At 27.2% G+C, this 14,226-nt stretch carries 14 protein-coding genes; 10 read left to right on the top strand and 4 right to left on the bottom strand.

Annotated features, from left to right (window positions below; translation table 11 throughout):
- Positions 1-78: 78 nt before the first annotated feature.
- The 3 genes from ACH36K_RS15255 to ACH36K_RS15245 all read right to left on the bottom strand — a co-directional run bounded on the left by ACH36K_RS15255 (position 79) and on the right by ACH36K_RS15245 (position 2,836).
- Positions 79-1,086, bottom strand: coding sequence for an ABC transporter substrate-binding protein (locus ACH36K_RS15255; protein WP_411168462.1), 1,008 nt, complete (start codon positions 1,084-1,086; stop codon positions 79-81).
- A gap of 114 nt (positions 1,087-1,200) precedes the next feature.
- Positions 1,201-1,956, bottom strand: coding sequence for an ABC transporter ATP-binding protein (locus ACH36K_RS15250; protein ID WP_411168461.1), 756 nt, complete (start codon positions 1,954-1,956; stop codon positions 1,201-1,203).
- Positions 1,943-2,836: an ABC transporter permease gene (locus ACH36K_RS15245; RefSeq protein ID WP_411168460.1), complete on the bottom strand. Its 894-nt coding sequence runs from the start codon at positions 2,834-2,836 to the stop codon at positions 1,943-1,945. Before ACH36K_RS15245 ends, ACH36K_RS15250 begins: the two co-directional genes overlap by 14 nt.
- Before the next feature lie 871 nt (positions 2,837-3,707).
- On the opposite strand from ACH36K_RS15245, the gene ACH36K_RS15240 reads away from it, so the two are divergent.
- The 8 genes from ACH36K_RS15240 to ACH36K_RS15205 all read left to right on the top strand — a co-directional run bounded on the left by ACH36K_RS15240 (position 3,708) and on the right by ACH36K_RS15205 (position 12,051).
- Positions 3,708-4,598 carry a CPBP family intramembrane glutamic endopeptidase gene (locus ACH36K_RS15240; protein ID WP_411168459.1) on the top strand — a complete coding sequence of 297 codons (891 nt, stop codon included), beginning with the start codon at positions 3,708-3,710 and terminating at the stop codon, positions 4,596-4,598.
- A 172-nt stretch (positions 4,599-4,770) separates the two neighbouring features.
- Positions 4,771-5,448 (top strand): response regulator transcription factor, encoded by a 678-nt coding sequence (locus ACH36K_RS15235; protein ID WP_411168458.1) that lies wholly within the window; start codon positions 4,771-4,773, stop codon positions 5,446-5,448.
- Entirely contained in the window at positions 5,448-7,151 is a 1,704-nt protein-coding gene (locus ACH36K_RS15230; protein ID WP_411168457.1) for an ATP-binding protein, read from the top strand. The genes ACH36K_RS15235 and ACH36K_RS15230 overlap by 1 nt, the downstream gene beginning before the upstream one ends.
- Before the next feature lie 393 nt (positions 7,152-7,544).
- Positions 7,545-8,246, top strand: coding sequence for a response regulator transcription factor (locus ACH36K_RS15225; protein ID WP_411168456.1), 702 nt, complete (start codon positions 7,545-7,547; stop codon positions 8,244-8,246).
- Between the two features lie 129 nt (positions 8,247-8,375).
- Positions 8,376-9,296 carry an ATP-binding cassette domain-containing protein gene (locus tag ACH36K_RS15220; protein ID WP_411168455.1) on the top strand — a complete coding sequence of 307 codons (921 nt, stop codon included), beginning with the start codon at positions 8,376-8,378 and terminating at the stop codon, positions 9,294-9,296.
- On the top strand, positions 9,289-10,041 hold the full coding sequence (locus tag ACH36K_RS15215; protein ID WP_411168454.1) for an ABC transporter permease: 753 nt from the start codon (positions 9,289-9,291) through the stop codon (positions 10,039-10,041). The genes ACH36K_RS15220 and ACH36K_RS15215 overlap by 8 nt, the downstream gene beginning before the upstream one ends.
- Before the next feature lie 112 nt (positions 10,042-10,153).
- Positions 10,154-11,062, top strand: a complete 909-nt coding sequence (locus tag ACH36K_RS15210; RefSeq protein WP_411168453.1) for a sensor histidine kinase — start codon at positions 10,154-10,156, stop codon at positions 11,060-11,062.
- A gap of 227 nt (positions 11,063-11,289) precedes the next feature.
- A complete protein-coding gene (locus ACH36K_RS15205; protein ID WP_411168452.1) occupies positions 11,290-12,051 on the top strand; it encodes a PHP-associated domain-containing protein in 762 nt (253 codons plus the stop codon).
- Positions 12,052-12,101: 50 nt separating this feature from the next.
- On the opposite strand, the gene ACH36K_RS15200 is transcribed toward ACH36K_RS15205, so the two are convergent.
- Positions 12,102-12,536 (bottom strand): CBS domain-containing protein, encoded by a 435-nt coding sequence (locus ACH36K_RS15200; RefSeq protein WP_411168451.1) that lies wholly within the window; start codon positions 12,534-12,536, stop codon positions 12,102-12,104.
- Between the two features lie 446 nt (positions 12,537-12,982).
- Here ACH36K_RS15200 and ACH36K_RS15195 point away from each other — a divergent pair, with 446 nt between their 5' ends.
- Both ACH36K_RS15195 and ACH36K_RS15190 read left to right on the top strand, forming a co-directional pair.
- The gene (locus ACH36K_RS15195) at positions 12,983-13,639 is read left to right on the top strand and encodes a DNA-3-methyladenine glycosylase family protein (RefSeq protein WP_411168450.1); all 657 of its coding nucleotides are present in this window, start codon (positions 12,983-12,985) and stop codon (positions 13,637-13,639) included.
- Positions 13,640-13,664: 25 nt separating this feature from the next.
- Complete coding sequence (locus ACH36K_RS15190; RefSeq protein ID WP_411168449.1) at positions 13,665-14,225, top strand: bifunctional transcriptional activator/DNA repair enzyme AdaA; 561 nt, start codon at positions 13,665-13,667, stop codon at positions 14,223-14,225.
- The last annotated feature ends 1 nt before the right edge of the window (position 14,226 follow it).

The raw sequence follows: 14,226 nt of genomic DNA, 5'->3' as shown, positions 1-14,226 counted from the left end.
TAAATCCACGACATTTCTGTCGTGGATTTTTTATTTTATGATAATATATATTTTTGTTTTTTACACTATGATCCTTAATTAATTTTTGTCAGTTTTAACATATACTATGTTTTTATCATTAATTTTTTCTATAGAAAGAGATTTTAAAGTATCTTCATTAACTATTATTTGAGTTTCATCTAACATGGTTACAGGAATATTAGATACTTGCTCACCATTTAAAACTTTAACAGCAAGTTCTCCAGTTTTATAGCCTAATTTTTCGTAGTCTATACCTTGACATGCAAGTGCACCAGATTTGACAGAACCATCTTCTGAGGCGATTACTGGAATTTTATTATTAGTAGCGATTCTAGAAACTATCGGCATAGAAGAAACAATTAAGTTATCTGTTGGAACATATAAAACATCTATATTAGCTATTAAACTAGACATGGCTTGATTAATTTCATTTGCAGAGGAAACACCCTTTTCTATAATTTTATAATTATTTTTAGACGCATACTCCTTTAGCATATCAACCTGTACTTTTGAATTTACTTCACTAGTATTATATAAAACACCTATAGTCTTAGCATTTGGGATAAGTGTTTTAATCAATTCTAGATTTTTATCTATAGATATATAATCTGATGTACCAGATATATTTCCTCCAGGCATATCTAGAGATTTTACTAAACCAGCAGCGACTGGATCAGTAACAGCGGTCATTAGAATAGGTATATCTTTAGTTGCGTTATAAGCTGCTTGAGCTGATGGCGTTGATATAGAATATATTAAATCTTTTTTATCAGATACAAACTTATTTGCAATTGTTTGATTTGTAGGCATATCATTTTGAGCATTTTGGTAATCGATTTTTATATTTTCTCCATCTTTATATCCGTTATCTTCTAGTGCTTTTATGAACCCATATCTTGCTTTATCTAAAGATGGATGCTCTACTAGCTGAGTAATTCCTATGGTTTTGATATCCTTATTTGAATTAGATGATTTCTCATTATTATTCTTTGAACAACCTGTAAGTAAAGAGACTCCAACTGAGACTATTAAAATTAAATTTATTAACTTATTTTTTATTATCATATATATAATCCTCCTAAATTTTATTTTTATATGTGTTCACATATTCATATATATTGTTAAATCTATACACAAATTTATTTAACATTAATTAAGATATAAATTAAGTTTTATATTTTAAACTGCATATTCAAATTTATCTAGTATTTCTTCTATAGTGATATTTAATTTTTCATCACCGCTTATATCTAAAATTATTTTACCTTTATGAAGCATTATAAGCCTATCACCATAGTTGATAGCATGTTTTAGATTATGAGTTACCATCAGTGTAGTTATATTTTTTTCTCTAACAATTTTATTAGTCAAATCTATAATTTCATTTGAAGTCTTAGGATCTAAAGCAGCAGTATGTTCATCTAGTAATAAAACCTTTGGGTTTGTAATACTAGACATAATTAGAGAAATTGCTTGCCTTTGACCGCCAGATAAATATTTTACTTGAACATCTAAATATTTTTTTAGATCAAGTGATATATCTTCTAATAAATCTTCGATAACTTCAGTTTTGTGACGAAGACATTTTTTTAGATTTAGTAAACTCCCTTTGTTTAAAGCTAAGGATAAATTTTCTCTAACTGTCATAGAAGGACAAGTGCCTAAACTTGGATCTTGGAATACTCTACTTATTAGCTGAGTTTTTTTATGTTCAGCTAGCTTTGTTAAGTTATTACCGTCTAATAAAATATCTCCTTGGCTTTCTTTTATAAATCCTGAGATTATATTAAGTAAAGTAGATTTACCGGTGCCATTACTTCCAATGATACTAACAAATTCTCCTTTATTTATAGTTAGTGACAGATCTTTGAAGATTATATTAGGATCTCCATATGGATTAGGGAATGTTTTTGAAATATTTTTAATTTGTAGCATCTAAAACACCTCTTTTCTTTAAATTTTTATGATCAGTATTTTTATTGGTAAAGATATTTAGATTACCAATACTTAAGAATAAAATTATTACTATAGAAGTCATTAATTTTAAGTTATTAGGAGATACTACACCTAAATTTATCGCGAAATAGATTGTAAATTGGTAGATTAAAGTTCCTAATAATACAGATGTAGTGGTCTTAATAAATGTAAGTCTCTTAAATATAGATGTACCAATTATAATTGATGCTATTCCAAGCACCAAAGTACCAATGCCCATATTAACATCAGAGAATCCTTGAAATTGAGCATATAAGCTACCAGATAAAGAAACCATAGCATTAGATAACATTAATCCTAATATTTTTATAATATCAATATCAATTCCTAATGATTTAACCATTTGAGGATTATCACCAACAGCTTTTAAGGTATATCCAAGTCCAGTAGTTAAGAACAAATCTAAAATAAATTTACAAGATAATGCAGCAGCTATAACTAATATTAATGGAGAAATACGAGTATTAAATAAGTGATTGAAATTAAATAATGGAAGGTTTGATTTTCCCATTATTCCTAGATTAATAGAGTAAAGCATACCCATAACTAAAATTCCTGAAAGTAAGTTAGAAATTTTAAGTTTAATGTGTAAAATACCAGTAACAAGACCAGAAATTAAACCACATATAAGTGCTAATAAAGTTCCAAGTGTTGGAGAGATTCCATTAGTTAAAGAGAAAGCAATAACAGCACCACCTAGTGAGAAGCTTCCATCAACAGATAAGTCTGGAAAATCTAAGATCTTATAGCTGATATAAATACCTAATGCCATAATCGATAAAATTAAACTTTGTATTACTACAGATACAATTCCTGTCATAAAAAATACTCCTTTGAAATTTATTTTGTATAAAAAAACCACACAGTATAATCTGTGTGGTTAATTTTTGATATAAAAAAGCCACACAGCATAATCCGTGTGGTTAATTTTTGAATATAAAAAAGCCACACAGTATAATCCGTGTGACTTTATAAATGGTAATAATGAATAACATTATAAACAATATAGCCAACACAGATACAATCCCAAATTATTTGTGAGTCATAAGGGGCTTGTATCCATGTTAAAGTTAATCAAATTTATAACTTGGTACAAACCCTATATAAATTGGCTATAAAAACTAAATCGTGCTTGTTTGTTTATTAAAGTATTCATAATTACCCTCCAGTTCTATTTTTTAATTAATAATATTTAACGTTCATTTTTAATTTAATATAGAGTATATACTATGAAAATTTATAAGTCAATAAAAAATATTAAATTGAGTAAATTTTTAAAAAAATTAAATGAAGCGGATAAGAATAAACTAAAAATAAAATTATGATTCAGGTCTTCTAAATTAATTCGTGGGTTTTATTACTGCGATTCGCCTCCACCATTAAAACCCAGCAAGGACAACAAATCAACCATTTTTTAATATACCTTGTAGTTCAGCATCTACTTTGTTGGGTATATATTGCATTCTTTTAAAGGAAAAATTAAGACCTATTAATAGTTGTCTTATTCCTGTAGTAGAATTAAATATCAATATACACAAAATATACACAAGTTCTAAATATAAACTAAAAAAGAAAAGAATATAATTCTCAGTGAAAGAATGATATGTTATCTTGTATTGTTAAAAATATTTTTCAAAGTAAAGTACTGCTCGATTATTCGAGACTATAAAAAAGAGAAGGTGGTTATTAAAATGAATAATCTTTGGATATTTGATTTAAAGAAGAAACAGAATAAATTGGTGGAGGCTATACCGAAGCCTATATATTTTATTTTATGCGGTATACTGGCAATATTTTTATTTTTTTCTATGCAAGCAATTACTAGTATGTTGTTTTCAATTATTATTCCTTTGGATCCAGAAAAAAATCCAGCTTACAGAGACATTAGTAGGATATTTTCATTTTGTGGTGTTTGGATTTTATTATTAGTTTATAGATATGGATTCAAAAATTCCTATGCTAGTATTGGTTTTACCAAAACTTCTACGAGAGAATTTGTAAAAAATATAATCAGTGCAGTTATTATCGGAATGATAATTAATTATGTCAGCATTTTCTTATACTCGCTAATTTTAAAAGTGCCTATGGGTATGACGGATTCATTAACTCAAATTAGTTCGTATCCTTTTATTTTATTGTGTGTAGTATCTTACCTGATTCAAGGTGGAGCAGAAGAATTAATTTACCGTGGTATTTTATTCAAGTGGTTGTCTAAAAAGTATAATTTATTGATGATCGGCATAATCAGTTCACTTGTTTTTGGTATAATGCATCTTCCGGCAGGAATTATGATAGTAATATATGCGACATTCTTTGGGATTTTACTTTTTCTAATTGCAGTAGATAGTAATAGCATCTACAAATGCATGATTGTACATGGTATCTATAACGTATCTGAAGAATTTTTTAAATTTAATGATGAAGCAATGTCTAAAGCAAAATTATTTTATATAAATACAGATATGAGTTCATACCAAGCAAAAGCATATATCATTACTATAGTTATTGTTATTCTTCTTTCAGTTTATTATGTCATTAAGTTAAACAAAAAAGATTCAAAATGGTATTTAACTAGAAAATAATAAGATGATTTTCGATAAAAGCCAAGACGTTTTTGAGAGTCTTGGCTTTTAAAAGTTTAGAAAATTATAGAATTTTTAAATGGTGAAAGCTAGAAAAATCTGGCTTTCACCATTTGATTATGGTAGAGTGTAAACAAAAAAGTATAAATTAGTAGAATAAGAGGTTGACTAAATGTATAAAGTTCTAATAATAGAAGATGATGCAATGATAGGAAAGTTAATTAAAGATTATTTTTCTAAAGCAGGGTTTGAAGTGATATTAGAAGATGATGGAATTGAAGGCTATGTTGCCTTCAATTCTAATCATGTTGATTTGATTATCTTAGATGTGATGATACCTAGTTTAGATGGATTCTCTATTGCTAAGCGCATTAGAAAAAAATCAAATGTTCCTATAATAATGGTTACAGCCAGAAGCGATGATAAAGATCAGTTAATGGGATATGAATTTAAGGTAGATGATTATGTAACTAAGCCTTTTAATCCTGAAATTTTAGTTGCTAAGGCTAAAAATATTATTGAAAGATTTAAAACTTATAAGGAAAATGAGGTTGAAGATATATTTGAAATATGTGATTTTAAAGTGGATTTTTTAAAAAGAAAAGTTTTTATTGAAAATGAAGATATTATTCTTGAACCTAAACAATTTGATATTTTAAAGTACTTAATAATTAATAAAAGTAAAGTAATTTCAAGAAAAGAATTATTAGATAAAATATGGGGATATGATTATTTTGGTAATGATAGAGTTGTAGATACGCAGATAAGAAAACTGAGAAAAAATTTAGCACATAAAGCATATCTTATAAAAACAATTTTTTCAGTAGGATATTCTTTTGAGGAGGAATAATGAAAAGACTAAAAATAAGAGATAAATTAATAATCGTGAATATTAGCATATTTCTATTTATATTTTTAAGTCAATTTGTTTTTCAAAATATATTTTTTGATAATTATTATAACTATTACAAAGAAAGTAAATTAAGAAATAGTATCAAAGGATTTGAAAAGGTACTTCATAATGATAATCTTTCTAATGAATATATAAATAGAAATTTGCATGGAAATGAAATAGTACTTTTTTATTTAGATAAAGATTTAAATGTAATAAAAGGAGAGTTAACAAATGTAAGTAAGCTTAGCATAAAAACTAAGAACAATAATGTTATAGATTTAGCTGTTGGATTTATGCCATTAGAAGGAAGTTATTTAAGGGTAGGAGATTTTGTAGAGATAGATGCATTAAAATTAAAAAATGATGATAATATTTACATAAAAAATATAGTAATTAAAGAAACTAGGAAAGAGAAAACTAACCCAATATTGGATTTATCTAAATATGATTTTGATTTTGAAGAAAAAACAGATGTAAGATTTGAAGGAGAAGTGATTTCTTTTGATAATGTTAACGAAAAAATCTATAACAATAAACAAACAGTTGTAAATTATTTAAATTTTCTCGATAAAAATAAAATTGAAGAAGGTAGTAAGATTTTTAGTGATTTAAATAAAAAATATTTAATAAACTTAAAAAAAGTAGATGACAATTATATTTTAGCTTTGACATCTATGGAAGGATCTAAAGAAACAATTGACATTTTAAATAATTTTAATATATATATAATACTTCTTACTCTAGTTTTAGCAGTTTCAATAATATATATATATTCTATGAAAATAACCAAGCCTCTACTTGAAATGAAGGAAGTAGCAAAATCAATAGCAAATCAAGATTTTGATAAAGAATTAATTATAAACTCAAAAGATGAGTTACAGGATTTGGCACAATCTTTAAATAGTATTTCTTCAAATTTAAAAGGAAATATAAGTGAGCTGAAGGAAGCAAATGAAAAACTTAAACGAGAGTATGAAGAGAGATTGGAGATAGAAAAAAATCAGAATTTTTTATTAATAAATATATCGCACGATTTAAAGACGCCTCTTACAATAATTAAGGGATATCTAAAAGCTATAAAAGATGGCATATATAGTAAGGATGAATATATAGATTATACGATATCGGGTGTAGATGAAATAAGTAAAACATTAAATGAAATGTTAGAGATAACCAAGTTGAAGTCAAAATCCTATTTCCTAGATATAGAATTATCTGATTTCACAAGATTAGTATATAAAACATATGATAAATTAAAATACCTTGCTAGGGAGAAGCAGCAAATAGTAATGCTCAATTTAGTAGATGATGCTTTTGTAAATGTTGATGAAAAGGAAATGAAAAAGGTATTAGAGAATCTTATAACAAATGCTATAAAATATTCTCCTAATAAAATGAATATAAATATAGATTTAGTTGAAAATCATGATAAATATGTTTTTAGTATAGAAAATGAAGGAGTTCTGATACCAGAAGAGGATATAAAAAATATCTTTAAAGAGTTCTATAGAGTTGATAAATCAAGAAACAAAAAAACAGCTGGACATGGGTTAGGATTGGTAATAGTAAAAGTAATATTAGAGTCTCATAACATTCAGTATAATATAGAAAATAATAAAAAAGGTGTAAAATTTACAATGTATCTACCTAAAAATTAAACATTGTTGAACTTTGTGATAAAATAAATAATTGACATACATGTTATAAAAGTATTAAACATGTTGATTTATAATAACAATTGGTTCTTCGTGAAATTTAATGAAATAATAAATAGTGAATTTTAAAGATAATGCTTCGCCTCACCATTGAGATCCAAGACCGCCTGCAAGTAGCTTAAGTAGCTACTTGCAGGTGGTCATATTTTTTGCTTAATTAAGGTAGCTACACCAATAAAGGGATTAATCATTTAAGAAGACTTTTTTGTCTGTATTTTCTACTTAACTTAGGATATTTGTATTTTACTAATAATGTAAAATGAGTTGTGGTAAAATATTCATATAGAAATTACAAAATAAAAAATAACTTCATATAGATTTAGAAGGGGAAAAGTTATGGATAAAAGAGCTAGGATTTTAGTAGTTGAAGATGACAATGATATTAATAAATTACTTTGTAGTATTTTTGAAAATAAGGGATATAAATATAGAGCAGCTTTTTCAGGAACAGAAGCTTTAATGTGTGTAGAAAATGAAAAGTGGGATATGATTTTACTAGATTTGATGATTCCAGGACTTAGTGGAGAAGAAGCCATATTAAAAATAAGAAAAATCACAAAAGCTCCAATCATTATTGTGAGTGCAAAAACATCTAAAAAGACTAAGCTAGAACTATTAGAAAAGGGAGCTGATGATTTTATTTGTAAGCCTTTTGATCCAGATGAAGTGTTTGCAAGAGTTAATTCTAATTTGAGAAGATATTTAGAATTTTCTACAGATGAGGAAAATAGAAATAACATTTTGAGTTATAAAGATATTACTTTAAATACAGAAAGTAAGGAAGTAAAAGTTGGACAAGTCATAGTTACATTAACAGCAAGAGAATTTTCAGTATTAGAGTTATTATTAACTAATCCTAATAAGGTGTACAGTAAAGCTAATATTTTTGAAAGCATATGGGGAGAAGAATTTTTAGGTGAGGATAATACCGTAAATGTACATGTAAGTAGATTAAGAAATAAGCTATCTAAAGCTAATAGTAGAGGTGAAGATTACATAGAAACAGTTTGGGCAATGGGGTATAGATTAAGGAAATAGTTAATTGAAATTTAGTATAAAAAATACCTATTAAAAAGATTTAATACTTTTGAAAGGTTTTAGCAAAGTTTTCTTATAAAATATTCTTTATTATAAAAGCATGATTTATAAGAGGAGGTAAAGTCTTAAATGAATGAATATGTAATCAGAACTAGTAACATCACAAAAATATATAAAAAGCGCAAGGTGTTAGATAATTTATCCATTAATATTAAAAAAGGTGATATATATGGGTTTGTAGGAAAAAATGGTGCTGGTAAAACAACTATGATTAGGGTACTTACAGGACTTGTTATACCTAATGAGGGGCAAGTTGAGCTATTTGGGGGTAGTGAAGAGAAAGAGGTCACAAAAGAAAGAAGAAGAATTGGGACATTAATAGAATCGCCAGAGATATATCTTAATATGAATGCAAAAGAAAATCTTGAACTTATCAGAATTCAAAGGGGAATTCCAGGAACTAAGTGTATTGATGAGGCCTTAAATTTAGTAGGACTTAAGGAGGTAGGGAAGAAGAAAGCTAAAAATTTCTCATTAGGAATGAAACAGAGATTAGGAATTGCTATGGCTTTATTAATTGATCCAGAACTTTTGATTTTAGATGAACCTATAAATGGATTAGATCCAATTGGAATAAAAGAAATAAGAGGACTTCTACTTAAATTAAATAAAGAAAGAGGAACTACCATTTTAATATCAAGTCATATATTATCTGAGCTTACTCAAATTTCAAATAGATATGGTTTTATAGATGATGGAAAATTAATTGAAGAAATAACTGCAAGTGAACTTTCTAATAAATGTAGAATGTATCTTCACCTCAAAATAAACGATTCTTCAGATGTTTCAATTATTCTAGAAAATGAACTTGGAATAAAAGATTATGAAGTTTTTCCAGATAATATTATAAGAATATATGATGAATTTAATGGAGAAAAGATTGCGTTGGCTTTAGCTAAGCATAACATAGGAGTTAAAGAAATAATGAAAATGGGTGAATCCCTAGAAGATTATTTTACTAAGCTAGTTGGAGGAGAAGATAATGAGTAATTTAATTAGAGGGGAATTTTATAAATTAAGAAAAAGTAAGTATTTTATTGGAATAATATTTTTGCCATTAGTGGCTTCATTTTTTTTGATAAGAGATTTTGATTCAAAAGCTCAAATCTTAAGAGATGTGCATCCTGAACTTGTAAATGGAATGTATTCAATAAATTGTGCATTTCAATATATTTTATTTTCAAGTTTTTTCTTTGCCTTATTTGCAGGAGAATTTATTGCTAAAGACTTAAAAAATAATATGAGTAAAAGTTTTATTTATGGATATAAGAGAAGTGAAATTATATTAAGTAAGTTAATAGTCTTTATAATATCTTCTTTATTTCTAGAATTAATTTATACAACAATTTTAGTTATATATGCTTCAGTTAATTATGGATTTTGTGAAGCTTTAAATTATAGTACTATATTATTTTTAATTAGAATGATTGTTATTGGAATAATGTATAATTTAGCAACAATATCTATAGTTGCCATGATTGCCATAGTAACAAAGAATAGTTTGTGCACAGTTGTTTCACCAATTTTATTTATTTTATCATCTTATATATTTGTTTCAAGGTTACCTATTTCAACTATAGTTGCATACGCATGTCCTTTTATTAGTGGTGGAGCGGCAATAGCTCAATTTGCACCAAAATCAGATATCATAATTGGAATAATTTCATCAATTGTAACATTTATAATAACAATTGCAGTAAGTCTGTTATATGTAAAACATGAAGATATTAAGTAATTAAGGCATAATCAAATAAATAATAGACCAAATATGCTTCGAATCTTTGGTCTCTTATTTCTTTTCATATGCCGAAGATAAAAAATTTATTATATAAATTAGGAGAATTGAGATGTACTTATTAGCTATTATTTTATTTATGATTTTCATAATTATATTTTCAATAGTAATGTGTATTAAATTATTTGCATATAAAAGGCAAATACGAGATATTACTAATCAGATTAGGGACTTTAAAGAGAGAAAAACAAGTAAAAAGATTAATACTCAAATAGCAGATAAAGATATAGAAGAACTTGCTTGCGAGGTTAATGAATACTTAGAACTCTATAAAAGAAATGAACAAGAAAAGGTAGTATTTGAAAACACATTAAAACAAGGAATAGCTAATATGTCTCATGATTTAAGAACACCATTAACTTCAATAGTAGGATATTTAAAGTTACTTCAAAATGATGAAATAGATAGAGAAGAAGCACTAGATATACTTAAAAATAAAACTAATAAGTTAAATGTGCTTATAAATGATTTTTTTGAGTTAGCTTCAATAGAAAGTGAAGATTATGAATTAGATATGACAAAAATAAATTTAACTAATGTAGTAAGTGATGAAATTTTATCACTTTATGAAGCTTTTCAAAGCAAAGGACTTGAACCAAAGATAAATATTTTGGATAAACCAATTTTTATAATGAGTGATAAGGACAGCTTAGAGAGAATAATAGATAATTTACTTTCTAATACATTAAAATATGCAGAAAAAGACATTGAAATAAATTTAGAAGAATCTAAAGATAAAGTTATTTTAAAAATCTCCAATATATGTACAGGCATTGATGAAAAAGATGTATTACGTATGTTTGATAGATTTTATATGGCAGACAAGGTAAGAAAAGGACAAGGAGTAGGACTTGGTCTTTCTATTGTAAAAAGTTTAATGGAAAAGATGGATGGAGTTATAACCTCAAGGTTTGAACAAAATAGGGTTTCTATAATATGTGAATGGAAATATATAAAATAATATTGTTTTATATATTTATACTATGTTGATAAAGTTTGAAAGTGGGTTTTTATAATTCACTTTTATTTTATCTTTTGGAGTAAATTGGAATGAAAGATATTTAATTTATTTTATTTGTTGAGTATAATAAATTAAAGTGAAAAATCTAAGGGGTAGTAGAAAATATTTTATTCTTAGGATTACGAAAGAGATTAGTAGTAGAAGTTTAAAGGATAGGAGAAAAAATTATGAAAATAGATTTACATAACCATTGTATGCAAAGATCAAGTTGCAGTGGTTCAGATGAGGAAGAATTAATACAAAGTGCAATAAAGAATGGATTAGATGCAATAGTTTTTAGTGATCATGATAAATTAATGCCAAAGGATAGACTAAAAGAGCTTAGAGAAAAGTACAAACCATTTAAAATATTTAATGGGGTAGAAGTTAGAACTATACCAAATGGAACGGATGTTCTAGTTATAGGAGTAGATGATGATATTATAGAAAATAAAAAGTGGACATATGAAGAGTTGTATAAATTGGTAAAAGAAAGAGATGGGTTTATAGCTTTATGCCACCCATATAGATATTCTAATGTAATTGATATAGATATTGCTACTTTTACTCCAGATGCTGTTGAGCTACACTCTTCTAATATAGGAGCTTGTGATGAAGAGCTTGTAAGAAAATTAGCTGGAAAATTAAATATGAAACTTTTAGGAAATTCAGACTCTCATAGTACTGATAAAGTTGGTATATATTATAACATTATTGATACTGATGCAAAGAATGAGAAGGAACTTGCAAAGGCTCTTATAACAAAACCAATAGAAATTGGATGTGATAAAGAAAGAGTAGAAAAAATTAATTCTGTTATAAGAAAAAACGAAATATTAATTAAAAAGTATATAGAAGAAGGAAAAACTGGGGAACAATACGCTAAAGATACTGGCGATTGGATTGGTGGATTTGATAGAGTTAAGCTTGGAAAATCATATGAGATATAGGGCTTAATCAAGCCACCAGCTTAGCTGGTGGTACTTGACTTATGTAATAATTATATTTGGTTATTTGATCCTGGTTTTGAGATGTTTTTAAGAGCCACCCCAGCATTATCATCAAGATTGGGTTCTTGTGAAATATCTCCCAAAGAAACTATTCCAACAAGATTATTATTTTCAACAATAGGGAGTCTTTTTACTTGATGCCTACTCATTAGTCTTATTGCATCATGAATATCCATATTAGGATTTCCTGTAACAGGATTTAAAGTCATGAAATCACATACCTTTTGCTCTTTTGCATTGGCACCTGATGCTACAGAATTTAATGTAATATCTCTATCTGTAATTATTCCAGCTAATCTATGGGAATCATCGCACACAGGGATTACTCCTATATCATATTGTTTCATCATTTGAGCAGCCTTTTCAACAGAATCATTTGAATTTAAATTTATTAGATCTTTTGACATAACATCTTTTATTAACATAATATTCACCTCCACAAATATATTTCCCATTGAATGCATTTTTTATAATTAAAAAATTTTATATTTTTTATTAATTTTAAAAAGATTACATTCAAGAAGGTAGTTATTTATATTAAGAATGGAAATAAGAAATATTTAATAGTGAATTTCAAAGGTCACGTATTGCCTCCAACATGAAACCCACGAAAATCTAAAATTTGGATTTTCGTGGGTTATTTTAGTTTGTAAGTATTTGATAGAAAGAAGTTATATTTATAACTACTATAAAAATGTATTAAAAACAGCAATAGAAAACCATTTTAGAATTGCATAAGATAAACTAGATATAAAGTTTCCATTAGTTTATATTTTTTTATAGAATTGAATGTACAAATATAGGAAGAATAATCACCGGCTAAGTGTTACAATAATGATAGATATCAGAAAACTTAAGGTTGGTGATTTTTTTGTATTTTGAATATGGAGATAATGAGATAAATTACTTAAAAAGTAAGGATAGAGCACTTGGAGTGGCTATTGATAAAATAGGTCATATTAATAGAGAAGTAGATATTGATTTATTTTCATCAGTGGTACATCACATCATAGGACAACAGATTTCGACTACAGCCCAAGCAACTATATGGAGAAGAATGAATGAGGCTCTGGATGAGATTACAGTAGAAACTATTTGTGGCACTGATATTAACAAACTTCAAAGGTTTGGAATGACTTTTAAGAAAGCAGAATATATCAAGGACTTTGCGGACAGGGTACAGTCTGGTGAATTAAATATAGAAGAACTGAACAACAAAAGTGATGAAGAAGTTATTGCAGAATTATCAGCACTGAAAGGAATTGGAAGGTGGACTGCAGAAATGATTATGACATTCTGTATACAAAGACCAGATGTGATGAGTTATGGAGATCTTGCAATACATAGAGGTCTTCGAATGTTATATCATCATAGAAATGTAGATAAGATTAAATTTGAGAAATATAGACGCAGATATAGTCCATATGGAACTGTGGCAAGTCTTTATCTATGGGCTATTGCGGGTGGAGCAATCGATGAAATGAAAGATTATGCTCCTAGACGTAAATCTACTCAAAAGAAAAAATGAATTACTTAAAAAGCGAGGTGAAGTTATGACGGTGGAAGAAAAATGGAAAGCAGTATTAAATAATGATGAAAATTATGATGGAATCTTTTTTTATGCGGTCAAATCAACAGGTATCTTTTGCCGTCCATCTTGTAAGTCTAAATTACCATTAAGAGATAACGTATCATTCTATGAAAATGGTCAGGCTGCAAGGAAAGCTGGATATCGACCTTGCAAGCGTTGTAGGCCGGACTTGTTGGAATATCACCCGGTAAAGGATATTGCGAAACAGTCAAGAAAGATTATTAAGCAGTATTTTCATACAAGAGACAAGTTAGAACTGGAAATAAAGAAACTTGGAGTGTCAGATCACCGTATAGCCGAAATATTTAAGGAAGAGTATGGAATTACACTCTTAGAATATACGAATTCATTACGACTAGATCAGGTAAAGAAAAAACTGCAGAATATGGATGATGATATTGTTACGATAGCATATGAAGTTGGTTTTGAGAGTTTGTCAGCTTTTTATCGCTTTTTTCGAAAGTATACTGGAACGTCACCAGCTAAGTACCGAAAAGAATTACTGGGTAAGGAGGATAATTGAT

The organism is Clostridium sp. MB05 (assembly GCF_046581255.1).
In the GTDB taxonomy this organism is placed as follows: Bacteria; Bacillota; Clostridia; order Clostridiales; family Clostridiaceae; genus Clostridium.
This window is presented reverse-complemented; position numbering and strand designations above follow the sequence as displayed.